We start from the raw sequence: 24,341 nt of genomic DNA on the forward strand, positions 1-24,341 counted from the left end.
AAGGAGAATCCCGTGAAATCCAGGCTGCTGGGGGGCCTAGCAGCATTGCTCTTGGCAATTGTCGGATCTGTACTGATGTTCAATTACGCACAGGCAGCCGACAGCCGAGCTCAGCAAGGCTTAGAGCCCGTTGAAGTTCTTGTTGTTCAGAAAGCCGTTACGGCGGGCACTCCGGTGTCCAAGCTTTCCGAATCCGTTAAGCTAACGTCCATTCCAGGGACTGCTGTTCCTGCCGATGCAGTGAAGTCCCTAAGCGATTTCTCCGACAAAGTCACCGCAGTTGACCTCCAGCCTGGGGAACAACTCCTGAAAGCCCGTCTCGTTGATCCGAACGCCTTGGCGGCGCCTGGCACTGTTCCTGTTCCGGCCGGCATGGAGGAGATCTCGGTGCTGCTGGAACCGCAGCGCGTAATTGGTGGCCGCTTGGCTGCAGGGGACACCGTAGGTGTTTACATCTCATACAAGATGGACGACAAAGCTGGCGCGGACGCACCGGTCAGTAATGACATCAAGGGTTTCAAGGAGTTTACCGGGAAGGCTTTCCACAAAGTGCTCGTCACCAGCGTTCAGCAGGCTCCCCCGGAGACCTCCAAGGATGCAAGCTCCGCTGACGGCCCGGCCTTGCCTTCAGGTTCTGTTTACGTGACGCTTGCCCGTGAAGACGTTGACGCCGCCGAAATCGTTTTTGGTGCCGAGTTTGGAAAGATCTGGCTCTCTAAGGAGACCAACGAGTCGAAGGATTCCAAGCCTGGCTTGGTGACCTTGGGGAAGGTCGCACAATGAGCCGCTTCGTGGTCATCACCGCCGCGCAGGATTTTCAGCGCAAGGTACAGTCGGCGGTGCGCGGTGCACTCCACGGCACTGTGCAGATTCTTCCACCGTCAGTGATGCTCGGCGGCCCTCAGGAGCTCTTCGGCCGGCTCTCCGGCGAACCTCCGGAAGTTCTTGTCTTAGGCCCGGGACTTCCGGGCGACGAGGCCCTCAAGCTGGCCACGGTGTTCGACCTCCAGTATCCGGAAATCAGCTTGGTGCTCGTGGAGGACATGGCCTCAGAGCAAGTCATCAATGCAATGCGGGCCGGCATACGGGACATCGTCAGTCCCAGCGCGGAGGTGTCTGAACTGCGCATCTTGCTGGAGCGGGCGTGCCTGGCCTCGGCAGGGCGCCGACGGGGATTAGTTGCAGCCGCCGGCCCTGAACGGTCGGCGGGTCGGGTCATCGCCGTAATGTCGCCAAAGGGTGGTGTTGGCAAGACTACGGTGGCCACAAACCTGGCGATTGGGCTGGGCAAGATTGCTCCCATGGGCGTCGTGATCGTTGATCTCGATGTTCAATTCGGCGATGTCGCAACCGGGCTCCAACTGGAGCCCGAGCACACTCTCCGTGACGCTGTCGGGGGCGCTGCTTTCCAGGATTCAATGGTTCTCAAGGCTTTCCTCACCGTTCATCCCAGCGGGATCTATGCCCTATGTGCACCAAATACGCCCGGCGAGGCCGACCATATTAGCGGCGAAGCCGTCAGCCATCTTCTGAACCAGATGGCTGCCGAATTCCAGTATGTGGTGGTGGATACCACCCCGGGTCTGGGCGAGCACGTGCTCGCAACCCTCGAGCAGGCAACGGACGCCGTGTGGGTCTGCGGTATGGACATTCCCAGCATCCGTGGATTGCACACGAGCTTCGAAGTATTACGGGAGCTCCAGCTGCTACCGCAGGGCCGGCACGTTGTACTCAACTTCGCTGACAGGCGGAGTGGTCTTACTGTCCAGGATGTTGAGGCGACCATTGGGGTCCCCGTTGACACTGTGGTTCCGCGCTCACGGGCAGTCCCGTTTTCTACCAACAAGGGTGTGCCCTTGCTGCAGGACTCGTCACATGACGGTGCTGCTCGCGCCTTCGCCAAATTGGTGGAGCGCTTCGACCCTAAGAGGGCCACACAACCACAGAAGAAAGTACACCGTCGGATGGTGATCTCATGAGCCTCGCAGATCGACTGGAAGCCGCCCGAGGCGGCATTGCTACTACCAGCATTTCAAGCCCACCTCCATACGAAGCCCAATCACCACCGTCCGCTAACGCTGGGAACGGTGGATCAGCCCCGGTCGATGCCCTTGCCGGTCTAAAACAACGCGCTGGGAAAGCCCTTTTTGAGAGGCTTGGCGCGCGGCTAACCGACTCATCGCTGACTGACGAAGAGTTGCGCAAAATTGCCCGCGATGAGCTAAGCCTGGTCATCGACGAGGAGCAGGTGCCACTCAGTCCGGAAGAACGGCGTCGCCTCATCCGCGATGTGGGAGACGACGTGCTGGGCTATGGCCCGCTGCAACGGTATCTCGAGGACCCGTCTGTCACAGAAATAATGGTGAATCGTCCGGATCAGGTCTACGTGGAACGCGACGGGCGCCTGATCCTAACGGATGGCCGATTCAGTTCTGAGGAGCACCTACGCAAGGTCATCGAGCGGATCGTCGCAAAGGTGGGACGCCGGATCGACGAATCTTCACCTTTGGTGGACGCCCGCCTAGAGGACGGATCCCGTGTCAACGCGATCATTCCCCCGCTGGCCGTCAATGGGTCCTCGCTTACGATTCGAAAATTCAGCAAGATCCCACTGACCGTCCAGAACCTGATCGACTTCGGAACGCTGACGCCGGAAATGGCCGAGCTCCTGGACGCCTGTGTCCGAGCCAAACTCAACATCATCGTGTCCGGCGGAACAGGCACGGGAAAGACGACGCTCCTCAACGTGCTGTCGTCCTTCATCCCTTCCGATGACCGCATCGTCACAATTGAGGACGCTGTTGAGCTCCAGCTGCAGCAGAGCCATGTGGTGCGGTTGGAAAGCCGCCCGGCCAATATCGAAGGCAAAGGCGCCGTCACTATTCGGGATTTGGTTCGGAACTCCCTACGCATGCGGCCGGACCGGATTGTTGTAGGTGAGGTTCGAGGTGGTGAGAGTCTGGACATGCTCCAGGCGATGAACACAGGTCACGACGGCTCGATCTCAACTGTGCACGCCAACTCACCACGCGACGCCGTTGCCCGCTTGGAGACGCTGGTATTGATGGCTGGCATGGATCTTCCACTGCGCGCCATCCGAGAGCAAGTATCTTCGGCCGTAAACCTCATCGTTCATCTCTCCAGGTTGCGTGACGGTACTCGGCGTGTAACGCACATCACTGAGGTACAAGGCATGGAAGGCGAAATTGTCACGCTTCAGGACGCCTTCGTCTTCGACTATGCTGCCGGAGTCGATGCCAATGGCAGGTTTCTCGGCAAGCCTATTTCAACAGGGATTCGGCCCCGCTTTGTTGACCACTTTGCAGATCTGGGAATTGCTATCTCCCCAGCTGTCTTTGGTGGCCGGCCCATGCCGGTTGGAAGGCGGTGATTGCAATGACACCTGCCATATTCGCCGTCGGCATGGTGCTCCTGGTCGGAGCAGTATTCGTTATTGTATTCGTGGTGTTCCGCCCATCACACGGCTATGTTGCGCTCAGCCGCAGACGGCCGTTCGGTGGTGCGGAACGCTCCCCCTTGACAAAATTCACTGACTCAACCGTGGGTGCAGTGGAACGGGTCCTCGCCGGGGGCAACAAGTCCCCGGGTGAGCGGGCCACACTGGATCAGGCTGGCCTCAAGATAGCCCGCACAGACTTCATCGTGTTGGTGGGTGCCACTGCTGTGGTGGCCGGCTTCGTGGGCCTCATCCTCCAAGGACCCGTGTTCGCAGTGCTCTTCGCCGGCCTTTCTCCGATCTTGGCTGCGATGTATTTGTCATTCCTGACGCAGCGCCGACGCGCCCGCTTTGAGGCGCAACTCGGTGACACCTTGACCATGGTGTCCGGTGGTCTTCGAGCTGGTCATAGCGTTCTTCGTGCAATCGATGCAGTGGCGCAGGAAGCCAGCGAACCCACGGCCACGGAGTTCTCCCGGGTGGTCAATGAAACCAGGCTGGGCCGCGACCTACAGGATTCATTGAACGACGTATCACTGCGAATGAAGAGCGAGGACTTCAACTGGATGGCCCAGGCCATCGAAATCAACCGGGAGGTCGGCGGAGACCTCGCTGAAGTGTTTGACCAGGTCGGCGAAACAATCCGTGAGCGCTCCCAGATCAAGGGAACGGTAAAGGCACTGAGTGCAGAAGGAAAGCTTTCCGCAATCATCCTCATGGCGCTACCGGTACTTCTGTTCATCCTCATCGGGTTGGCCAATCCCAAATACAGCGGCCAGCTAACCGGGCATCCGATCGGCTGGATGATGCTAGGCATTGCCGTGGTGATGATGACCATCGGCGGTCTGTGGATCCGCAAGATCAGCGATCTGAAATTCTAAGGGGATTACAAAATGCAACCTATAGCTTGGGGGATCATCGCCCTCACCGTTATACCTGCCTCGTACCTCGCCTGGTCACTGATTGTGGCGGACCGCAAATCCCGACTCGTCATTCAGGGCAACCTCAGCAAAGGCCTCGAAGCCGGCGGGGCAGCAGCCGCACCCCAAAACATGGATTTGGAGCGGATAGCTCGAAGGCTCACGCCGAGCGGATACGAAGCCAAGCTCGACAGGCTGCTCGCCCTTGCAGGCCGCCCCTCGTCCATGCCTCTCCCGCGCCTGCTGGTGGCCAAGCCTGCCCTGGCCCTCGTTGTGGCGGTCCTCATGATGCTAATGCTCAGCCGCAATGGCAGTGCACAAATGATTCTCCTGGCGGTCTTCGCAACTGGACTAGCGTATTTCGTTCCCGACCTTCTCATCTACAGCCGCGGGCAGGAACGCCAGAAGAAGATCCAGCTAGAACTGCCCAACACTCTGGACCAGATGCTGATCGCAGTTGAGGCCGGCCTCGGCTTTGAGTCCGCAATGGCCCGTGCGGGCCAGAATGGCAAAGGCCCACTCGCCGAAGAACTCATCCGGACGCTGCAGGACATGCAAGTTGGCCGCTCGCGCAGGGATTCCTATCTCGCCCTGGCCGAGCGCAGCAATGTGCAGGACCTGAGAACCTTCGTCCGCGCAGTGGTACAGGCGGACGCCTACGGCATTGCCATCGCGAAGGTCCTCAAGGCCCAGGCGAAAGAGATGAGGGTCAAACGTCGTCAACGCGCCGAGCAGAAGGCCATGAAACTTCCAGTGCTCGTACTGTTCCCGCTACTGCTCTTCATCTTTCCCGTTATCTTCATCGTGATTCTGGGGCCCGCCGTCATCAACATCATCGAGGCGTTCTCGTAGATCGGCTGGACCCCAGGGTCCCAAAAGCTGGGGTGTTGGCGCCCCGAGCCGCCCGACCGAGTCGCGGGATCTCAGGTCGGGAGAAGGCCCTGAGCTCGTGTGAGTGCCCGCTCAGGGCCTTCATGGGGAGAGAGCCTTTTCTCAAAATGGTAATTCACTCACTTGCCAGCTCTACGTCCAAATACCGGACCCCCTCGGCACCCAGAACCGAGGGGGTCCTCTTGCGTGTCGGCCGCACGACTAACCGCAGCGAATTCGCATGAAAGACGCAGACGCAGGGCAGCGGACGCGCAGGACGGGCAGGTTTGGCGCAGGATGCTCAAAGATCCGTTCGTGAGCGGGAAAGTGGTTGCTACTTTTCTGGCAGAGCTGGTGCAGGACCAGCCATCCAAACTCGCTCAGGAGTCGCCATGCTTTCTCTCTACACCAACCTCATGATCCGCCTTCGCAGCGACGAAAAGGGGGCCACCGCCGTCGAATACGGCATCATGGTTGCCCTCATCGCAGTCGTCATCATCGTCGCTGTCGGGCTCCTCGGCGGGACGCTGACCACTATGTTCGAACAAGTGAAGTGCCAGGTTGGTGGCGGCGCATGGACAGCAGTCGCCCAGACGGACACCACGCCCGCTGGCGGATCCTGCGCCATGCCGACCCCCTAACCCTCCCCAAACCTCCGACGTGCCCCGGCACGCCAAACAACGAAGTGGCGGCGGCAACTAGCCGCCGCCACTTCGGCTGTCATCACCACCCTCATCGGCCTGAACGGAAAGGGCACCATCATGTCCAGGGCATCCGAGCGCGGAGCCGTTGCGGTCGAGTTTGCGATCCTGGCGCCTGTCCTCGTCATGCTGCTCCTAGGCATCATGGAATTCAGCCGGGCCTACAACACCCAGGCCTCACTCTCCGCCGCCGCCCGCGAAGGCGTACGCGTCATGGCCATCTCCAACAAAATTTCCGATGCCAACAAGGCGGCGAGAGATACTGCGGTATCGCTTCAGCCCGGGCTGAAGGACACGAACATCGTCTTCAAAAATCTCGATACCGGCACCACCAGCTGCGCACCGGGTAACCGCATGACCATCACCATCAGCTACAACCTCTCCACTATGACCGGCATCGCCGGCCCGTTCCCGATGACCGGCAAGGGAGCCATGCTATGCGGCGGCTGACACCCCGGCACCCCCGGAACGGACAACAGAACAACAAGCACGACGGCGAACGCGGCGCCGTGAGCGTGCTGGTCGCCATCTTGCTGGTGGTGCTCCTCGGCTTCGGAGCGATAGCCGTGGACGTCGGAATGCTCTACGCCGAGCGGACCCAGCTTCGCAACGGCGCGGACGCAGCTGCCCTTGCCATAGCCCAAAAGTGTGCCAAGAGCGCCACCGATCCCGACTGCTCCCCCACATCAACCCTGGCAGCGACCCTCACGAACAGCAACGCCAACGACGGCCTCAGCCACATCAAATCCATAGCGCTCAGTGCGACCAATCGCACCGTCACCGTCACAGCCGGCGCGCAGGAAGCCGGCAAAACTCCCAACGAAGTTTCGCTCTTCTTCGCCCGTGTGCTGGGCATGAACTCAGCCGAAGTCAATGCCCCTTCAACAGTTGTGTGGGGCAGCCCCTTGGCCGGACGCACCGCATTCCCCCTCGCCTTCTCCGTCTGCCAGGTGAAGGACTCCATCGGCGGAGCACTCCAGCTGCTCCAGGACCACGGCAAGAACCAGAACGCGGACTGCACGTACGGACCCTCCGGCGCTGCCGTGGAAGGCGGCTTCGGGTGGCTGGTCCAGGACACCGGCGTCTGCGGCGGCACCATCGACCTCGCCGTCAACGAGGGCGGCAGCGATCCTGGCAACAACGCCCCCGGCAACTGCTCCGCCACGTTGCAGAAGTGGGCGGACGAGATCACGGCCGGCCGGGACATCACCGTGCTCCTCCCGGTGTACAACGCAGTCACGGGAACCGGGAACGGAGCCATCTACCATCTCATCGCCTTCGCCGCTTTCAAGGTGAACGGCTGGAAATTCTCCGGCGACGACAAGCTGCCCTACACCTTCCAAAATAAGTTCACCGGCAGCAATGCGGCACTCAGCTGCGACGGCAACTGCCGCGGCATCATCGGCAGCTTCGTCAAGTACACGTCCCTGGCTGATGGCTACACCCTCGGCCCGGTGGATGCCTATGGCGCCACCATTGTCCGCATTTCCAAGTAACCCGTCCCGCAAGCACAGGAGCAGTCAGTGAAGTCACGTTTGTTGGCAGGAGTGGTGGCAGTCCTCCTGGCCATCGTCGGGGCGGTCCTCGTCGTCACCTACGCCCAGGGCGCTGACCAGCGCGCCGTCAAGGACCTGGACCCGGTGGGCGTACTCGTGGTCACCAAAGCCGTCCCCGCCGGCGCAACCGTAGACACAGTCAAAGCATCGGTGGCCCTGGAACAGGTGCCGGGCACCGCCGTCGCAAAATCCGCGCTGGACACCCTTGACGATTCCGCCGGGAAAGTGGCCGCCGCCGACCTCGTCCCGGGCGAACAGCTGCTGGCAGAGAAGCTCGTCGCCCCGGAAGACCTCCAGACTTCCGGTTCGGTGAAGGTGCCGGCAGGCCTCCAGGAAGTCTCCTTCCAGCTGGAGCCGCAGCGTGTGGTCGGCGGACGCCTGGAGCCCGGCGACCACGTGGGCGTCTTCATCTCCATGAAAGCGGGCGGTATCGAGGCAAAAGCGGACAAAGAGACCACCCAGCTGTCCATCCACAAGGTCCTGGTCACCGCGGTACAGCGCGCCCCCGAAGGAGCCGCCGCCAAGCCGGCCCCGTCGGCGAGCGCCGGAACAGAACCTGACCCCCGGGACGTGAACCTGCCTACGGGCCTCCTGATGGTCACCGTGGCAGTCAATGACATCAACGCGGGCAAGATCGTTTTCGCCTCCGAGTTCGGAGATTCCATCTGGCTCACCCGTGAACCGCTCGACGCCGAGGACAACGGACCGCGCATCTTGATCCGGCCGGACGTCTACAAATGAGCCGCTTCGTCCTGATCACGCCCGACGTCGACTTCGACGGCCGCCTCCGCCAGGCCGTCGCCGGCGGCCTCCAAGGAGGCGTGCAGACCTTCTTCACCAGCCTGCTCCCCGCAGACCCCAACGACCTGTTCGCCCACCTCAACCAGGAACGCCCCGAAGTACTCATCCTGGGACCGGACGTTCCCGTGGAGGAAGCGCTCCGGCTCGCCACCGTCATGAATATCCGGTTCCCGGAGTTGAGCGTCATCCTCGCCAGCGACCCCGACCCGGACTTCATCCTGCAGGCCATGCGCGCGGGCATCCGGGACATCCTCTCCCCCGGCTCCGACGCGGCGCAGATCCGGGTCCTCCTGGAGCGGGCAAGCCAGCAGTTCGCCAGCAGGTATCGTGTCCAGGCTGCCCCGCCAATGACGGAGACCAACAAAGGCCTGGTCATCGGCGTCTTCTCCCCCAAGGGCGGGGTGGGCAAGACCACCATCGCCACCAACATCGCCATCGGCCTGGGCAAGATCGCCCCGATGAGTGTGGTGATCGTGGACCTGGACCTGCAGTTCGGGGACGTCGCCTCCGGGCTCTACCTCGATCCCCAGCACACCGTCACAGACGCAGTCTCTCCCGCCGCGAGCCAGGACTCCCTGGTCCTCAAAGCCTTCCTGACCGTCCACCCGGGCAGCATCTACGCGCTGTGCGCTCCGCCAACACCCGTTGATGCGGACGAGATCACGCCGGAACAAGTCAGCCGGCTGCTGGAACAGCTCTCCGAACAGTTCCAGTACGTGGTAGTGGACACCGCTCCGGGCCTTCCGGAAATAGGGCTCGCCGCGATGGAGCAGTGCACGGACGTGGTGTGGGTCAGCGGCATGGACATCCCCAGCGTCCGCGGCCTGCGCTCCGGCCTGGACGTGCTGCGCCAGCTCGATATCCTCCCGGAGACCCGCCACGTGGTGCTGAACATGGCCGATTCCAAGCTGGGGCTCACCGTCCAGGACCTCGAATCGACCATCGGCGCGCCCGTGGACGTCAGCATTCCGCGGTCCCGCGCCGTGGCCCTGTCCACCAACCGCGGCATCCCCGTCCTCCAGGAGTCAGCCAAGGACCCGGCCACCAAGGGCCTGAACCAGCTCGTCAACCGGTTCAACCCCGCCTGGCGGGCCACATCGCAACGCAAACTGCACCGAAGGGTAGTGGTCTAGATGAAACTTTCAGAGCGCATCAGCGCAGCCCAGGCCAAGTCGCAGTCACTGTCGCCCTCACGCACCCCAACCGTTGCCCCGTCGTCGCCGGCTTCCCGCACCGCCACCGCAACCCTCGAGCTGGACCGCCCGGAACTGCCCGCCCGGCAGCCGGAACCGTGGACACCGCCAGCACCGGCAAAACGGACGACGACGGCGGCACCGGCTGCCGCCGTCGTCGTTCCTTCAGCGGGGACTGACCACGCGGACGAGGTGAAACCGAAAGTCCAGCAGCCCGTCGACGCATTCGCCGCGTTGAAGGAGAGGGCGGCCACGGCCCTTTTCGAACGCATGGGTGCCCGGTTCAACGACTCTGCCATCACCGAACTGGAGCTCCGGACGTCCGCCCGTGAGGAGCTCACCCGCATCATCGATGCAGAGCAGGTGCCGCTCTCCTCGGAGGAGCGCACGCGCCTGGTCCAGGACGTTGCCGACGACGTGCTGGGCTACGGCCCCCTGCAGCGGCTGCTGGACGACCCCGCCGTCACGGAAATCATGGTGAACCGGATGGACCAGATCTACGTGGAGCGCAAGGGCCACCTCACGCTGGCAGATTCACGCTTCAGCTCGGAAGAACACCTGCGGAAGGTCATCGAGCGCATCGTGTCCAAGGTGGGCCGCCGTATTGACGAGTCCTCTCCCCTGGTGGATGCCCGGCTGGAGGACGGCTCCCGCGTCAACGCAGTGATCCCGCCGCTGGCCGTGGGCGGATCGTCGCTGACCATCCGGAAGTTCAGCAAGGTTCCCCTCACCGTCAGGAACCTCATCGATTTCGGAACGCTGACCCCGGAAATGGCGGAGCTCCTCAACGCGTGCGTCAAAGCCAAGCTCAACATCATCGTCTCGGGCGGAACGGGAACCGGGAAAACCACCCTGTTGAACGTGCTCTCCTCCTTCCTGCCCTCGGACGAACGGATCGTCACCATCGAGGACGCCGTGGAACTGCAGATCCAGCAGGAGCATGTGGTCCGGCTGGAAAGCCGTCCGCCGAACACCGAAGGCAAAGGCGAAGTGACCATTCGTGAACTGCTGCGCAACTCGCTGCGTATGCGGCCCGACCGCATCGTGGTGGGTGAGGTCCGCGGCGGCGAGTCGCTGGACATGCTCCAGGCCATGAACACGGGCCATGACGGCTCCCTGTCCACTGTCCACTCCAACTCTCCGCGCGACGCCGTGGCACGCCTCGAAACCCTGGTGCTGATGGCGGGGATGGACCTCCCGCTGCGGGCCATCCGGGAACAGATAGCGTCCGCGGTGAACCTCATCGTCCAGATTTCACGCCTGCGGGACGGCAGCCGCCGCATCACCCACGTGACCGAGGTGCAGGGCATGGAAGGCGACATCGTCACCCTGCAGGACGCGTTCGTCTTCGACTACTCCGCTGGCGTCGACGCCCAGGGACGCTTCCTCGGACGTCCCGTCGCCACGGGAATCCGGCCGCGCTTCATCGACCGCTTCGAGGACCTGGGGATCCATGTCTCCCCCGCGGTCTTCGCCACGCCCGGCGGCCCGGCCGGCCCTGCTGGTCACGCCGGCCCCGCCGGTCCCGGAATCGCGTAGGGACGCCGCCGTGCTCATCACCGTAGGAGCCGCGCTCCTCTTCCTCGCACCACTGCTTCTGGGCGTGGCGCTGCTGATACCCGGTACCCCGGAGATCGCCCTCAGCCGCCGCCGTCCCTATGACTCCGACCCGCCGTCACGGCTGACGCGCCTGGCCAACATCACAGTCGGAGCCCTGGACCGTTTCCTGGCCGCCAGGAACCTGCGTCTCTACAACCGGGAGACCCTGGAAACTGCCGGCGTCCGGCTCAGCCAGGCCGAGTTCATCGTCCTGGTCATGGCCGGTGCCATCGTGGGTGCACTGGTGGGCCTGGTTATCGGTGTGCCTGTGGTCTCTGTCCTGCTTGTCATCCTCGCGCCGTTCGTGGGGCATCTGGTTTTGGGCTTCCTCGCCGGGAAGAGGCGGGCCAGGTTCGACCAGCAGCTCGGCGACACCCTCCAGCTCCTCGCCGGCGGGTTGCGGGCCGGCCACAGCATCCTCCGCGCCATCGACGCCGCCGCTGCCGAGTCACAAAGCCCCACCTCGGAAGAGATGCGCCGGGTCATCACGGAAACCAGCCTGGGCCGCGACCTGCTGGCTTCCCTGACGGACACCTCGGAACGCATGAAGAACGAGGATTTCGTCTGGATCGCGCAGGCCATCCAGATCAATCGGGAAGTGGGCGGCAACCTGGCTGAGGTCCTGGACCAGGTCAATGAGACGATCCGTGAGAGGTCCGAAATCAAGGGCCACATCAAGGCGCTTGCAGCGGAGGGCAAGTTCTCCGCCTACATCCTGATCGCCATGCCCATTGGTATTGTGCTGATGCTCATGGGGGTGAACCCCGGCTACATGGATGCGATGTTCACCCATCCGCTGGGCTGGGCAATGATCGCAACGTCCGTGGTCTTTATGACCATCGGCAGCCTGTGGATGCGCAAAATCATCGATCTGAAGTTCTGAGGTGCCCATGAATCCCGTGGTGCTGTCCGCGCTGCTCCTGGTAAGCCTCCCGATCGGCTACCTCGCATGGTCCGTCCTGTCCGTGGACCGCAAGGCCCGAAGCGCAACGGTGGCTATCCTGACGCGCGGCAGGAGGGCAGCCGAGGTCCCCGAAAAGACGCCGGGACGCTTCCTCGACAGGATCGGCTACGGCCTGGCCCCCGCAGCCTATGTCCGGAGACTCGACCGGTTGCTCTCCCTCGCCGGACGGCCCGCTGCCTGGCCCCTGGGCCGCATCCTGGCGGCAAAGCCCGCCCTCGGCCTGGTGGGAGCGTCCCTTTTCATCCTTATCAGCATGAGCAGCCCCAAACCCATCATCAAGCTTGCCGGCCTGTTCCTGCTCTTCCTGGGCTACTTCATCCCGGACCTGCTCCTCTACAGCAAGGGCCTGGAGCGGCAAAAGGCCATGCAGCTGGAACTCGCCAATACCCTGGACCAGATGCTCATCTCAGTGGAAGCGGGACTGGGCTTCGAGGGTGCCATGGCCCGTGCAGGGGAAAACGGCAAAGGACCGCTGGCCGAAGAAATCATCCGCACCCTGCAGGACATGCAGGTGGGACGCAGCCGCCGGGAATCGTACCTTGCGCTTGCCGAACGCACGAACATCCCGGAGCTGCGCAGCTTCGTCCAGGCGATTGTCCAGGCTGACACCTACGGCATCGCCATCAGTCGGGTCCTCCGCATACAAGCCAAAGTGATGCGGGTGAAGCGCCGGCAACGTGCCGAGGAAAAGGCGATGAAGCTCCCGGTGATGATCCTGTTCCCGCTCCTGTTCTTCATTTTTCCAGTCCTGTTCATCGCAATTCTCGGTCCTGCCGTCATCAACACCGTTGTCACATTCAGCGGTCAATAGGGTGCCCAAGTGACAGTTGTGAACCCCTGATAACCCAAGAGACTCAAGGTTTCCACAAGATCTGCCGAAGTCGAGTGAATTGACAGATTCAGGAAGTAGCGTTGTCATATGTCCATTTCAGGCAGGTACACCGAAGGCGAGGGCGCGGAGCAATTCCCCGCCCTGTCCCCGGCCGCTGCTGCCCCGGGCACTGAAGCCGGCGCGGCTTTCGAGGAAATCCCGCTCGTGGACCTCCTGGTGCTGCAGGACCTCGAGAGCCAGCTGGCCCAGCCGGCCGTTGCAAGGAAGTTCGCCCTGGACTACATCGAGATCTGGGAACAGCGCTTTCTCAACCTGACGAATGCCATCTCCGGCCAGGACCGCACCACAGCCTTGGACGCCGCCATCAGCCTGAAGATAGGCTCGGCGATGGTGGGCGGCCTCCGCCTTGCCCGCCTGGCGGAAGACATCGAGAGCGTGATCCGTTCAGGGAGTTGGGACGCAGGCCAGTCAATGCTGGCATGCGTCTCCGACCTCGGCCACAAAACGGTTGCCCAGCTCCGCCAAAACTACCTGCCGGCAGGCTAGGTCACCGGCACGCCACCCGGGGAGGCTGCGAGCGGTTCCCCTAGAGTTTGCCCGCTCCGAGCCGGTATCCGACTCCCCGGACCGTCTGCAGCAATTGCGGCGAATGGGTATCTTCATGCAGTTTCTTCCGAAGGTTCCCGATGTGGACTTCCACGGCACGCTCGTCAGCCTCGCTGATGTACGTGTTGTCCTGGTAGTAGTCCCCGCGGACCACCTTCACCAGATCCGCCCGGGTGCATACTGCCCCGCCAGCCCGCAGGAGTTCCTCCAGCAGGACAAACTCGCTGCGGGTGAGCTCCAGTTCCTTGCCCGCCAGTTCAGCGGACCTGGTCCGGGGGCTGAGCCTCAGGTCCCTGTGCTCCAGGACGTCCCGTGATCCTGCTCCCGTTGTTGCAAGCGGTACCGGCTTCGCGGCCGGCGTCGGCCTCTGGGCGTCGCCGTTCCGCGGCCGCCGCATCATGGCCGCCACCCTCGCCCGGAGCTCCAGCGGACGGAACGGCTTGGTGATGTAATCGTCCGCGCCCGAGTGCAGCGCGGTCAGCATGTCCGGCTCCTCGGTCCGTCCGGTCAGCATCACCACGTAGGCATCGCTGAACTGCCTAATGCGCCGCAGCACCTCGTATCCGTCGATATCCGGCAGGCCAACGTCCAAAGTGACAACATTCGCGTGCTGATGTCGGACCAATTCCACGCCTTCGCGGCCGTCCGCGGCGGTATGCACCTCGAATCCCGCTTGAAGGAAAACCGATTCCAACAAGTTACGTATGTCCTTGTCGTCCTCGACAACCACAGCTACTCCCAGATCGCTCATGGCCAAACCCCATACATCCCCAGAGACCCCATGCAGGCACCTGCCCATCGCAAATGCCTGTTACACCCCCCGAGGGACTAGGCTACAAGAAATCTCGCCTTTAGTCGGCTGTTTTTGCTCGGCAAATTTCCGAATTGTCAATTAGCGTGACTTGCACGTTAACTTTGTCCGCCCGGAAAGGGCCGGGCGCTTTATGCGCTGCCCCATGGGTATCTATTTCCGCAGCGCCCTGGTCAGTTCGGCACGAGCCAGCATCTCGCTCTCCGAGGGATAGGCCACTTCCTCGAGCACCAGGGGATGCGGCGCTGAGAGCACGGACTTCGCGTCACGCTTCTGCTCGAGCAGCCGCTCGTAGAGCCACCCCGGTTTCTCGGCCCCGGACCCGACGTACAGGGCGGACCCCACCAGTGCCCGCACCATATTGTGGCAGAACGCGTCAGCCTGCACGGTGGCCACGATCACGCCGTCGGTCCCCCGTGCGAATTCAAACCGCTGCAGTTCCCGGATGGTGGTGGAGCCCTCCCGGGGCTTGCAGTAGGAACGGAAGTTCTGCAGCCCCAGGAGCTTGGATGCCCCCTCGTTCAGCAGCGACACATCGAGCTGTTCCTTGTGCCACAGCGTGGAATACCTGCCCAACGGATCCCACAGCGCCGGGCCGTCAGCGATGCGGTAACTGTACCGGCGCCACAGGGCCGAGAACCGCGCGTCGAACCCTTCCGGCGCCGCGGTGACGCTGTGCACCTCGATCGCGCCGGTCAGGTCGCCCAGTCCCCTGCTCAGTGCCCCGCGCAGGCGCCGCAGGAGTGCGACGGCGGGATCCAGCTCTACGCCGCGGTTCAGTCCCTGCCACTCCTCTTGGGTGAGGTCCAGGTGGACCACCTGCCCGCGGGCGTGCACGCCGGCGTCGGTGCGCCCCGCAACCGTCACCCGAACCTTGCGCCTGATCAGGAGTGCCAGGGCACTCTCAAGCACCCCTTGGACTGTCCGCAGGCCGGGCTGCACTGCCCACCCGCTGAAGGGGCCGCCGTCGTACGCCAAATCCAAACGGATACGCAAAAACCCGCCGCCCCCCAAAACGGGGGCAGCGGGTTTCTGGTGGTTCATAGACTTAAGTCTAAGCCAAGGATTTAGCGAATTACTTCGCGTCCTTTTCCTCAGCAGCAGGCTTCTCAGCAGCTTCGGTGGCTTCTTCCACAGAAGCAGGGGCCTCTTCGGTTTCAGCAGCCTCAGCCTTGGGGGCTTCCGCAGCTTCGGCTTCCGGAGCAGCTTCGGTCTCAGCGACCTCAGCCTCGGCGGCCGGAGCAGCAGCAGCTTCCTTCTTGTCGGCGTCGCGCTTTGCAGCGGACGTAGCCTCAGCTACAACAGCCTGCTTGGCGGAAACCGGCTCAAGGACCAGTTCGATGACAGCCATGGGAGCGTTGTCGCCCTTGCGGTTGCCGATCTTGGTGATGCGGGTGTAGCCGCCATCGCGGTTCTCCACTGCCTGTGCAATGTCGGTGAACAGCTCGTGGACAACGCCCTTGTTGCTGATCAGGCCGAGTACACGACGGCGGGAAGCGAGGTCGCCGCGCTTGGCGAAGGTCACCAGACGCTCTGCGTACGGCTTCAGGCGCTTGGCCTTGGTCACCGTGGTGGTGATCCGCTTGTGCTCGAACAGTGCTGCTGCCAGGTTCGCGAGCATAAGACGCTCGTGAGCCGGGCCGCCTCCGAGGCGCGGACCCTTAGTGGGGGTAGGCATAATTGTTTCTCCTCATATGGAAGCCGGTGGGCTGCGCACACCATGGTGCATCCAGCCAGCCGGCCAAGATCTGCTTGTTAGAGCTCGTCGTCGCTGAACGCGGCGTCGTCCTCTTCGATGGCTGCGGCGCGTGCTGCCAGGTCGAAACCGGGAGGCGAGTCCTTGAGGGACAGGCCCAGTTCAACCAGCTTGGCCTTGACCTCGTCGATGGACTTCGCACCGAAGTTACGGATGTCCATCAGGTCGGCCTCGGAGCGGGCAACGAGTTCACCCACGGTGTGGATGCCCTCACGCTTGAGGCAGTTGTAGGAACGGACGGTGAGGTCCAGATCCTCGATCGGCAGGGCCATGTCAGCTGCCAGGGCAGCGTCAGTCGGCGACGGGCCAATCTCGATACCTTCAGCTGCGGTGTTCAGCTCGCGGGCCAGACCGAACAGTTCCACCAGGGTGGTGCCTGCGGAAGCAACGGCATCGCGCGGGGCGATGGCCTGCTTGGTCTCGACGTCGACAATCAGCTTGTCGAAGTCAGTGCGCTGCTCAACACGGGTGGCTTCCACGCGGAAAGTAACCTTCAGCACCGGCGAGTAGATCGAGTCGACCGGAATGCGGCCGATCTCGGAGTCGCCGGACTTGTTCTGAGCTGCCGAAACGTAGCCGCGGCCGCGCTCGATGGTCAGTTCGAGTTCGAACTTGCCCTTCGAGTTCAGCGTGGCAATGTGCAGATCCGGGTTGTGGAATTCGACGCCGGCCGGCGGAGCGATGTCCGCGGCGGTGACGACTCCCGGGCCCTGCTTGCGCAGGTAAGCAACAACCGGCTCGTCGTGCTCGGAGGAAACCGACAGGTTCTTGATGTTCAGGATGATCTCGGTGACATCTTCCTTGACACCCGGAACCGTGGTGAACTCGTGCAGCACGCCATCGATCCGGATGCTGGTTACAGCAGCGCCCGGGATGGAGGAGAGCAGGGTACGGCGGAGGGAGTTTCCGAGAGTGTATCCAAAGCCCGGCTCCAGCGGTTCAATGATGAAACGGGAGCGGTTTTCGGAGACGACCTCTTCAGAGAGGGTGGGGCGCTGTGCAATGAGCACTTAGGTTTCCTTTCGGCGAGCATCCGCTATATGACGCAACACAGGTGGTGGAAATTCGGTCTGAAGACTTAACGCGGCTGGGCCTGCCCGGACCCGTAAAGGTCCGGGCAAGCTCCAGCTGCTGGAAACGTCTTAGACGCGGCGGCGCTTCGGCGGGCGGCAGCCGTTGTGCGCGGCGGGGGTGACGTCCTGGATGGAGCCAACCTCCAGGCCGGCGGCCTGCAGCGAGCGGATTGCGGTTTCGCGGCCCGAACCCGGTCCCTTGACGAACACGTCAACCTTCTTCAGGCCGTGCTCCTGGGCGCGCTTTGCAGCAGCTTCGGCAGCCATCTGGGCAGCGAACGGGGTGGACTTACGTGAGCCCTTGAAGCCAACCTCGCCGGCGGAAGCCCAGGAGATGACAGCACCGTTCGGATCCGTGATGGAAACGATGGTGTTGTTAAAGGTGCTCTTGATGTGCGCCTGGCCAAGCGCGATATTCTTCTTGTCCTTCTTACGCGGCTTGCGAACCGCGCCACGAGTCTTCGGGGGCATTATTTCTCCTACAGAAAGTTATCGGGGGAAAGTCAGCGGCTATTTCTAGCGGCCGGCTTTCTTCTTGCCGGCGACGGTGCGCTTCGGACCCTTGCGGGTACGAGCGTTGGTCTTCGTACGCTGACCGCGTACGGGCAGGCCCTTGCGGTGACGCAGGCCTTCGTAGCTGCCGATTTCAACCTTGCGGCGGATATCAGCGGCTACTTCGCGGCGAAGGTCACCCTCAACCTTGTAGTTGCCTTCAATGTAGTCACGCAGCTCAACCAGCTGTGCGTCGGTCAGGTCCTTGACCCGAACGTCAGCACTGATGCCGGTAGCAGCCAGGGTTTCGTGTGCACGGGTCTTGCCCACGCCGTAGATGTAAGTAAGCGCAATTTCCAACCGCTTTTCGCGGGGAATGTCTACGCCAGCGAGACGAGCCATAGTGGCGGTACTCCTTGTATAAACCGGAGGTCGTAGGCAGTACACCCGCACTTTCAGTGCGGCCCCAGCCTCCGACCGGGGGTTAGCTGTCCGGGCTCTGTCGAGCTAATGTCCCAGTTCAGCTTGTGCTGCCTTTATTTACTTGCGTGGGTTAGCAACCCAGGGTTTCCCGTGAAGGAAATTAGCCCTGGCGCTGCTTGTGGCGCGGGTTCTCGCAGATCACCATGACCCGGCCATTACGGCGGATCACTTTGCACTTTTCGCAGATCTGCTTGACGCTCGGCTTGACCTTCATGGCGTTCCTTTGCGTGTTGCAGTTGGTCAGCTGGACCGGCCTTCGGCTAAAGCTCTGGCCGCCCAGTGTTTACTTGTAGCGGTAGACGATACGACCACGTGTGAGGTCGTACGGGCTCAGCTCCACCACTACCCGGTCCTCAGGGAGAATCCTGATGTAGTGCTGGCGCATTTTTCCAGAGATGTGCGCCAGAACGATGTGCTTGTTGGTGAGCTCAACGCGAAACATCGCATTAGGCAGCGCCTCAGTCACAACGCCCTCGATCTCAATGACCCCGTCCTTCTTGGCCATACCCTCCGCTAACTGTTGTTGTCACAGCCTTCCGATTGGCACCGGACATGACTGCGAACGTTTTTGATTGATTGGCTTCTGCCTTATGACCGCAAAAGGGCACAAACAGGGCAGACAACCAACAGACAACACTACGCCATCTCGGCGGGAATGTTAAATCGGACCATGGTAGCGCACCACCGGGCCATACGCAGCAAATACCCCCGCCGGCGTTGAGATGCCCTCGGCCCGAGAGACGCCGTCCAGGATGGCTTCAGTCACGACGTCGGCCGCCGCGCTCTGCAGCGTGATGAGGCTGAAATGCCGGGCAGTGTCAGAACTGCGGTCAAGTTCAACGGCGCCCGTCGCCAGTGCGAACACGGTGTCGCCGTCGGCCAGGGTGTGGGAGGGATTCAGCGCCCGGGCCAGTCCCGCATGGCAGGCCGAAGCGGTTCGCTTGCACTCCACCTTGTTCAGGACAGCGTTGGTGGCGACGACGACGAGGGTGGTGTTGAGGGGCGGCGACCCGGCCGCCGGGTCCGTGCCCTGCGCGGCTTCCGCCGCAGCTTTCGCTTCAGCAGCCGAACCCCTCGGCGTGCTCGCTCGTTCCTCGCTCAGACGCACACTGCCGGGCTCCGCCCGCTTCGGCGACGTGCCGAAAGGCATCCCCACCGCATTCACGACCGCAAGGGCTCCAATCACGACCCCGTTCTCAAGGGTGATGGAGGCTGTGCCGACTCCGCCTTTATACGTCCCTCTTCCGAGGACGGCTCCGGTGCCGGCTCCCACGTTGCCGCGTTCGACGTCGTGCCCTTCCGTTTGGGCGGCAGCGGCGGCAGTTGCCGCGTAGCCCATCTCCTCGTCGGGACGGGCGGAGAAGTCGCCGCCGCGGCCCAGGTCGAAGATGGCGGCGGCCGGAACGATCGGCACCAGGCCCCCGGGCACGGCGAAGCCCCGGCCGTTTTCCTCGCACCAGCGCTTGGCGCCGTGCGCGGCCACCAGGCCGAAGGCACTCCCGCCGGTGAGCACCACGGCGTCCACGCGTTGGGAAAGCGTGGCGGGATCCAGGGAATCCGTTTCATGGGTGGCCGGGCCACCGCCGCGGACGTCAACGGAACCAACAGTGCCGGGCGGCGGCAGCACCACGGTCACGCCGGTGAGCCAGCCGCTGTCTGACTCCTCGCCGTCGGGCCCTTGGACAGATCCGGCTCTTTGCACTTGGCCCACCCGGATTCCGGTGACGTCGGTGATCGCTCCCATGGCTCCATTGTGCGCCTCGCGCAAAACTGAGGGTACGCTCCCGGGCATTCCGCGACCCGCGGGGCCAACTCCGGCTGGCAAAACAAACGTTATGTAATACTGCAAGCAACACGGCGTTAACGGGCAAGGAAGCCTTGACTAACAATCCTCTGACGAGGGCTTGTGCGGGATTCTGCCCACCAACCATGTGGTGAAGTGAAGCTAGATCCCCACGCCCACTGGCCTGCAGTACGCAGGCCCGGATTCGTTAGAGACCGAATGACAAGACAACTGACCGACAGGCCACCCGCCGTCGCGGAAGCCGGTCCGGCCCTTCGGCGCCGGCCCAAATGGTCCGGCCGGACCCGCCGGGACTTCTTCGTGTTCCTGGCCCTCGCACTGCCCAACCTGGTGCTGATCGGGGTCTTCACGTACCTCCCGCTCATCAACAACATTTACTACTCCACCCTTGACTGGACGCTGGGATCGGCGTCCGCCACCGTGGTGGGGCTGGACAACTACGTCACGTTCTTCACCAGTTCCGATGCCGCCAAGGTGCTCGGCACCACAGCCATCTTCACCCTCGTCACCGTGGGCGGCTCCATGGTGCTGGGCCTGCTGATCGCACTCGCGCTGAACTCCAAGGTCCGCGGCACCACGTTTGCCCGTTCCGCGGTTTTCGCCCCCTACGTGCTCAGCGGCGTCGGCGTGGGCCTGGTCTGGTTGTTCATCTTTGACCCCGGCTACGGTGTCCTCGCCTGGGTCCTCCGCGGCCTGGGCCAGCAGAGCCCGCAATGGATCAACGATCCGCAGCTCTCGCTGGTCATGGTGATCATCGTGTACGTCTGGAAGAACCTGGGGTACTGCGCGGTGGTGTACCTCGCGGGGCTGCAGTCGCTCCCGCAGGACGTCATGGAGGCCGCTTCCCTGGACGGCGCCAACGGGTTCCGGCGCTTCCTGAGCATGTCCGTCCCGCTGCTCTCCCCCACCACCTTCTTCCTGCTCATCACCACCATGCTCAGCTCGCTGCAGGCGTTCGACCTGATCAGGATCATGACGCCCCTGGGCAACGGCACCAGCACGCTGATCTACGAGGCCTACCTCCAGGCATTCGGTGCCTTCAATCGGGCCGGGTACTCAGCGTCCATCTCGGTGGTGCTCTTCGCCATCCTGCTCATCATCACCGTGCTGCAGCTGCGGTTCGTCGAACGGAAAGTGCACTACTCATGAGCACGCACCGGCCACTGTCCCGCGCCAACATTGTCCAGACCATCGCCGGCGGCTACGTTCCGCTGATCCTGGCCACCCTGGTGGTGTTCCTCCCCTTGCTCTGGATGATCCTAAGCTCGTTCAAGCAGCCCGGCGAGATCATCACCATGGATCTGAAGATCCTCCCGGAGAGCGTGAACCTGGAGAACTACAACATCGCCATGACCACGGTGCCCTTCGCGCAGTTCTTCCTGAACAGCACCATCGTCACGGTGGTGGGCGCAACCGTCAAAGTGCTGCTGGCCATCCTCACCGCCTATGCGCTGGTGTTCGTGCGCTTCCCGTTCAAGAACGCCATCTTCGTGCTGATCCTCGTCGCCCTGATGGTTCCGCCACAGGTGTCCATCCTGCCCAACTACATCCTCATCGCCGGGATGGGCGGCAAGAACACGCTCTGGGGAATCATCCTTCCGGGCCTGGGAACCGCCTTCGGCACGTTCCTGCTCCGGCAGCACTTCATGACGCTGCCGGCCTCCATCCTTGAATCCGCGGAGATCGACGGCGCCGGTCACTGGCGCAGGCTCTGGCGGATCGTGGTCCCGGTGTCGGTTCCCTCGATCGCCACTGTTGCCCTCGTCACCGTGGTCAGCGAGTGGAACGACTACATCTGGCCGCTCATCATCACTGACCGCCCCGAAACCATGACCCTTCCCGTCGGCCTGACCCTGTTGCAGAACTCCGAAGGGAACGGGTCCGGCTGGGGCATCCTCATGGCCGGTGCCGTGCTGGTGATCGTCCCCATCCTGGTTGTTTTCGCAGCACTCCAGCGCTACATCGTGGCCGGCCTCACCCAGGGCAGCGTCACCGGCTAGCGCCGCGTTACCTGGCCTGTGCACCACAGCTATCCACCCCTCACCCAACCCGTACAACGAGTCAGCACGAGCAATCACCTTTGAGAGGATCCACAATGGGTATGAATCTTGACCGCAGGCATTTCCTGGGGCTTGCCGGCGCAGGAGCCGGTGCCGCTGCGCTGGCAGCGTGCGGCGGCCCGTCCACCGGCGGGACAACACCTGCGAGCGAAGCCGCCGAGATCGACTTCAGCGGCGTCAAGCCTGCCGCCTCCATCGACTTCTGGACCAGCCATCCGGGCAAGTCCCAGGACGTGGAAAAATCCATCATTGCCAAGTTCCACGCCAAGTTCCCTGACATCAAGGTCAACCTGGTCACCGCGGGCGCCAACTATGAGGAGATTGCCCAGAAGTTCCAGACCTCGCAGGCGGCCAAGGAGGCCCTGCCGGGCGTCGTGGTGCTCTCCGATGTCTGGTGGTTCCGCTACTTCACCAACGGCAACATCATTCCGCTGGACGGACTGGTGAAACAGCTGGATATCAAGGTGGACGACTTCCAGAAGTCCCTCGTGGCCGACTACCAGTACGACGACAAGCAGTGGGCCCTCCCCTACGGCCGGTCCACGCCGCTTTTCTACTACAACAAGGACCATTTCAAGGCTGCCGGGCTTCCGGACCGGGCACCGAAGACCTGGCAGGAATTCGCCGAATGGGCGCCCAAGCTGAAGGCAAGCTCCAGCGCCCAGTACGCCTACATCTACCCGGCACTGGCCGGCTACGCGGGCTGGACCCTCCAGAACAACCTCTGGGGCTGGGGCGGCAGCTGGTCCAACGAGTGGACCATCAACTGCGACTCGGCGGAATCCGTGGAAGCACTGCAGTGGGCCCAGGACTCCATCTACAAGGACGGCTGGGCGGGTGTTTCCTCCAAGGAGGCAGCTGACGACTTCGCAGCCGGCATCACGTCCTCCACCATCTCGTCCACCGGGTCCTTGCTCGGTGTGCTGAAGTCCGCCAAGTTCAACGTGGGCGTGGGCTTCCTGCCGGGCGGGCCCAAGGTGGAGAGCGGCGTATGCCCCACCGGCGGTGCCGGCCTGGGCATTCCCAGCGGCGTGAGCAAGGAAGTACAGCTGGCTGCCGGCACCTTCCTGAAGTTCATGACCGAACCGGAAAGCACCGCTGAATTCTCTGCGGCAACCGGCTACATGCCTACCCGTGTTTCGGCCGACATGACGTCGGTGCTGGCCAAGACACCGCAGATCAAGACGGCGATGGACCAGCTCGCGGTAACCCGGGTCCAGGACAACGCCCGCGTGTTCCTGCCCGGCGCGGACCAGGAGATGGCCAAGGCCGCGGCGAAGATCCTCACCCAGCAGGGCGATGTGAAGGCCACCATGACCGCACTGAAGTCCACGCTGGAGGGCATCTACACGAAGGACGTCAAGCCCAAGCTTAAGAGCTGAGGCTTGGGTCTCGATACGCAAAAGGCCGCGCGATACGCAAAATCCCTGGCGCACCCGGAATTCCGGGGGCGCCAGGGATTTTCTGCGTCGTCAGGGATTTTACGCGTCGAAGCCTACGGAATCGGAACGGGGACCACGCCCAGCGGCGCAAGACGCTCCGCACCGCCGTCGGGCGCGGAGAGAACCCAGATGCCCTTTTCGTGGACGGCGACCGAGTGTTCCCACTGGCACGAGCGCTTGCCGTCGGTGGTCACCACGGTCCATTCGTCCTCGAGCACGGCCGTGTCAATGCTGCCACGGACCAGCATGGGCTCAATGGCCAGGCACAGTCCCGGGCGGATCTTGGGCCCGCGGTGGCTGGTCCGGTAGTTCAGCACATCCGGTGCCATGTGCATTTCGGAGCCAATGCCGTGGCCCACGTAATCTTCGAGGATGCCCAGCGGCTTGCCCGGGACGGAGGATACGTAATCGTCCACGGCGCAGCCGATGTCGCCGACGAATTTTCCGGTGGCCAGCGCCGCGATGCCGCGCCACATGGCCTCTTCGGTGACTTCGGACAACCGGACGTCTTCGGGGTCGGGGGTGCCCACAATCACGGTGCGGGCGGAGTCGGAGTGCCAGCCGTCAACAATGGCGCCGCCGTCGATCGAGATGATGTCGCCGTCGTTCAGGACGCGGGCGCCCGGGATCCCGTGGACCACTTCCTCGTTGACCGAGGTGCAGATGGTGGCCGGGAACCCGTGGTACCCGAGGAAGTTGGACTTGGCGCCTGCCTCGTCCAGGACTGCGCGGAAAACGGCGTCCAGCTGCGCCGTGGTGGCGCCGGGTACGGCTGCCGCCACCGCAGCGTCCAGTGCGCGACTCAGGACCAGGCCGGCCTCATGCATGATGCGCATTTGGGCGTTGGTCTTGTATTCGATCCGGGGCTGTCCGAATGCCATGTATACCTCAGTGCTTCGTCTCGCGGGCGGGATGCTTTCA

The 24,341-nt window shown here is 62.9% G+C and carries 27 protein-coding genes; 17 read left to right on the forward strand and 10 right to left on the reverse strand.

Going from position 1 to position 24,341, the window contains the following annotated elements; all coding sequences use genetic code 11:
- Positions 1 to 12 precede the first annotated feature (12 nt).
- The 14 genes from cpaB (ACSQ12_RS15190) to ACSQ12_RS15255 all read left to right on the forward strand — a co-directional run bounded on the left by cpaB (ACSQ12_RS15190) (position 13) and on the right by ACSQ12_RS15255 (position 13,439).
- Positions 13 to 783 carry a Flp pilus assembly protein CpaB gene (cpaB, locus tag ACSQ12_RS15190; RefSeq protein WP_209743143.1) on the forward strand — a complete coding sequence of 257 codons (771 nt, stop codon included), beginning with the start codon at positions 13 to 15 and terminating at the stop codon, positions 781 to 783.
- Entirely contained in the window at positions 780 to 1,979 is a 1,200-nt protein-coding gene (locus ACSQ12_RS15195; protein WP_436065943.1) for an AAA family ATPase, read from the forward strand. Before cpaB (ACSQ12_RS15190) ends, ACSQ12_RS15195 begins: the two co-directional genes overlap by 4 nt.
- On the forward strand, positions 1,976 to 3,391 hold the full coding sequence (locus tag ACSQ12_RS15200; RefSeq protein ID WP_436058222.1) for a CpaF family protein: 1,416 nt from the start codon (positions 1,976 to 1,978) through the stop codon (positions 3,389 to 3,391). Before ACSQ12_RS15195 ends, ACSQ12_RS15200 begins: the two co-directional genes overlap by 4 nt.
- Positions 3,392 to 3,423: 32 nt before the next feature.
- On the forward strand, positions 3,424 to 4,338 hold the full coding sequence (locus ACSQ12_RS15205; RefSeq protein WP_436065944.1) for a type II secretion system F family protein: 915 nt from the start codon (positions 3,424 to 3,426) through the stop codon (positions 4,336 to 4,338).
- 12 nt (positions 4,339 to 4,350) lie between these two features.
- A complete protein-coding gene (locus ACSQ12_RS15210; RefSeq protein ID WP_436065945.1) occupies positions 4,351 to 5,229 on the forward strand; it encodes a type II secretion system F family protein in 879 nt (292 codons plus the stop codon).
- A 410-nt stretch (positions 5,230 to 5,639) separates the two neighbouring features.
- Complete coding sequence (locus tag ACSQ12_RS15215) at positions 5,640 to 5,888, forward strand: Flp family type IVb pilin (protein WP_436065946.1); 249 nt, start codon at positions 5,640 to 5,642, stop codon at positions 5,886 to 5,888.
- Between the two features lie 120 nt (positions 5,889 to 6,008).
- Positions 6,009 to 6,398 carry a TadE/TadG family type IV pilus assembly protein gene (locus tag ACSQ12_RS15220; RefSeq protein WP_436065947.1) on the forward strand — a complete coding sequence of 130 codons (390 nt, stop codon included), beginning with the start codon at positions 6,009 to 6,011 and terminating at the stop codon, positions 6,396 to 6,398.
- Positions 6,386 to 7,444, forward strand: coding sequence for a pilus assembly protein TadG-related protein (locus tag ACSQ12_RS15225; RefSeq protein ID WP_436065948.1), 1,059 nt, complete (start codon positions 6,386 to 6,388; stop codon positions 7,442 to 7,444). Before ACSQ12_RS15220 ends, ACSQ12_RS15225 begins: the two co-directional genes overlap by 13 nt.
- 27 nt (positions 7,445 to 7,471) lie before the next feature.
- Positions 7,472 to 8,245, forward strand: coding sequence for a Flp pilus assembly protein CpaB (gene cpaB, locus ACSQ12_RS15230; RefSeq protein WP_436065949.1), 774 nt, complete (start codon positions 7,472 to 7,474; stop codon positions 8,243 to 8,245).
- A complete protein-coding gene (locus tag ACSQ12_RS15235; protein WP_436065950.1) occupies positions 8,242 to 9,438 on the forward strand; it encodes an AAA family ATPase in 1,197 nt (398 codons plus the stop codon). The genes cpaB (ACSQ12_RS15230) and ACSQ12_RS15235 overlap by 4 nt, the downstream gene beginning before the upstream one ends.
- Positions 9,439 to 11,037, forward strand: a complete 1,599-nt coding sequence (locus ACSQ12_RS15240; protein WP_436065951.1) for a CpaF family protein — start codon at positions 9,439 to 9,441, stop codon at positions 11,035 to 11,037.
- A gap of 10 nt (positions 11,038 to 11,047) precedes the next feature.
- Positions 11,048 to 11,980: a type II secretion system F family protein gene (locus ACSQ12_RS15245; RefSeq protein WP_436065952.1), complete on the forward strand. Its 933-nt coding sequence runs from the start codon at positions 11,048 to 11,050 to the stop codon at positions 11,978 to 11,980.
- 7 nt (positions 11,981 to 11,987) lie between these two features.
- Positions 11,988 to 12,872 (forward strand): type II secretion system F family protein, encoded by an 885-nt coding sequence (locus tag ACSQ12_RS15250; protein WP_436067010.1) that lies wholly within the window; start codon positions 11,988 to 11,990, stop codon positions 12,870 to 12,872.
- Positions 12,873 to 12,980: 108 nt separating this feature from the next.
- Positions 12,981 to 13,439, forward strand: a complete 459-nt coding sequence (locus tag ACSQ12_RS15255) for an Hpt domain-containing protein (RefSeq protein WP_436065953.1) — start codon at positions 12,981 to 12,983, stop codon at positions 13,437 to 13,439.
- 40 nt (positions 13,440 to 13,479) lie between these two features.
- Here ACSQ12_RS15255 and ACSQ12_RS15260 read toward each other — a convergent pair whose 3' ends face one another.
- The 9 genes from ACSQ12_RS15260 to ACSQ12_RS15300 form a co-directional block, all read right to left on the reverse strand.
- Entirely contained in the window at positions 13,480 to 14,250 is a 771-nt protein-coding gene (locus tag ACSQ12_RS15260; protein WP_209743119.1) for a response regulator transcription factor, read from the reverse strand.
- 213 nt (positions 14,251 to 14,463) lie between these two features.
- On the reverse strand, positions 14,464 to 15,354 hold the full coding sequence (truA, locus tag ACSQ12_RS15265; RefSeq protein ID WP_436065954.1) for a tRNA pseudouridine(38-40) synthase TruA: 891 nt from the start codon (positions 15,352 to 15,354) through the stop codon (positions 14,464 to 14,466).
- A 31-nt stretch (positions 15,355 to 15,385) separates the two neighbouring features.
- Complete coding sequence (gene rplQ, locus ACSQ12_RS15270) at positions 15,386 to 15,988, reverse strand: 50S ribosomal protein L17 (RefSeq protein WP_436065955.1); 603 nt, start codon at positions 15,986 to 15,988, stop codon at positions 15,386 to 15,388.
- A 77-nt stretch (positions 15,989 to 16,065) separates the two neighbouring features.
- Positions 16,066 to 17,076, reverse strand: a complete 1,011-nt coding sequence (locus ACSQ12_RS15275; protein ID WP_011692778.1) for a DNA-directed RNA polymerase subunit alpha — start codon at positions 17,074 to 17,076, stop codon at positions 16,066 to 16,068.
- Between the two features lie 132 nt (positions 17,077 to 17,208).
- On the reverse strand, positions 17,209 to 17,610 hold the full coding sequence (rpsK, locus tag ACSQ12_RS15280; RefSeq protein ID WP_011692779.1) for a 30S ribosomal protein S11: 402 nt from the start codon (positions 17,608 to 17,610) through the stop codon (positions 17,209 to 17,211).
- A gap of 45 nt (positions 17,611 to 17,655) precedes the next feature.
- Positions 17,656 to 18,033, reverse strand: coding sequence for a 30S ribosomal protein S13 (gene rpsM, locus ACSQ12_RS15285; RefSeq protein WP_011692780.1), 378 nt, complete (start codon positions 18,031 to 18,033; stop codon positions 17,656 to 17,658).
- A 181-nt stretch (positions 18,034 to 18,214) separates the two neighbouring features.
- Entirely contained in the window at positions 18,215 to 18,328 is a 114-nt protein-coding gene (gene rpmJ / locus ACSQ12_RS15290; RefSeq protein ID WP_009358722.1) for a 50S ribosomal protein L36, read from the reverse strand.
- A gap of 69 nt (positions 18,329 to 18,397) precedes the next feature.
- The gene (infA, locus tag ACSQ12_RS15295) at positions 18,398 to 18,619 is read right to left on the reverse strand and encodes a translation initiation factor IF-1 (RefSeq protein ID WP_009358723.1); all 222 of its coding nucleotides are present in this window, start codon (positions 18,617 to 18,619) and stop codon (positions 18,398 to 18,400) included.
- Positions 18,620 to 18,772: 153 nt separating this feature from the next.
- Positions 18,773 to 19,858 carry a P1 family peptidase gene (locus ACSQ12_RS15300; RefSeq protein ID WP_436065956.1) on the reverse strand — a complete coding sequence of 362 codons (1,086 nt, stop codon included), beginning with the start codon at positions 19,856 to 19,858 and terminating at the stop codon, positions 18,773 to 18,775.
- 258 nt (positions 19,859 to 20,116) lie between these two features.
- Between ACSQ12_RS15300 and ACSQ12_RS15305 the strand changes: the two genes are divergently transcribed.
- The 3 genes from ACSQ12_RS15305 (at position 20,117) to ACSQ12_RS15315 (ending at position 23,360) form a co-directional block, all read left to right on the forward strand.
- Complete coding sequence (locus ACSQ12_RS15305) at positions 20,117 to 21,067, forward strand: carbohydrate ABC transporter permease (protein ID WP_209743111.1); 951 nt, start codon at positions 20,117 to 20,119, stop codon at positions 21,065 to 21,067.
- Positions 21,064 to 21,918, forward strand: a complete 855-nt coding sequence (locus ACSQ12_RS15310) for a carbohydrate ABC transporter permease (protein WP_436065957.1) — start codon at positions 21,064 to 21,066, stop codon at positions 21,916 to 21,918. Before ACSQ12_RS15305 ends, ACSQ12_RS15310 begins: the two co-directional genes overlap by 4 nt.
- A gap of 95 nt (positions 21,919 to 22,013) precedes the next feature.
- Complete coding sequence (locus ACSQ12_RS15315; RefSeq protein WP_436065958.1) at positions 22,014 to 23,360, forward strand: ABC transporter substrate-binding protein; 1,347 nt, start codon at positions 22,014 to 22,016, stop codon at positions 23,358 to 23,360.
- Between the two features lie 113 nt (positions 23,361 to 23,473).
- Here the strand turns inward: ACSQ12_RS15315 and map are convergent, their stop codons facing one another.
- Entirely contained in the window at positions 23,474 to 24,301 is an 828-nt protein-coding gene (gene map, locus ACSQ12_RS15320) for a type I methionyl aminopeptidase (RefSeq protein WP_436065959.1), read from the reverse strand.
- Positions 24,302 to 24,341 lie beyond the last annotated feature (40 nt).

Origin of the sequence: Arthrobacter sp. LjRoot14 (assembly GCF_964253905.1) — a bacterium.
Lineage (GTDB): Bacteria > Actinomycetota > Actinomycetes > Actinomycetales > Micrococcaceae > Arthrobacter.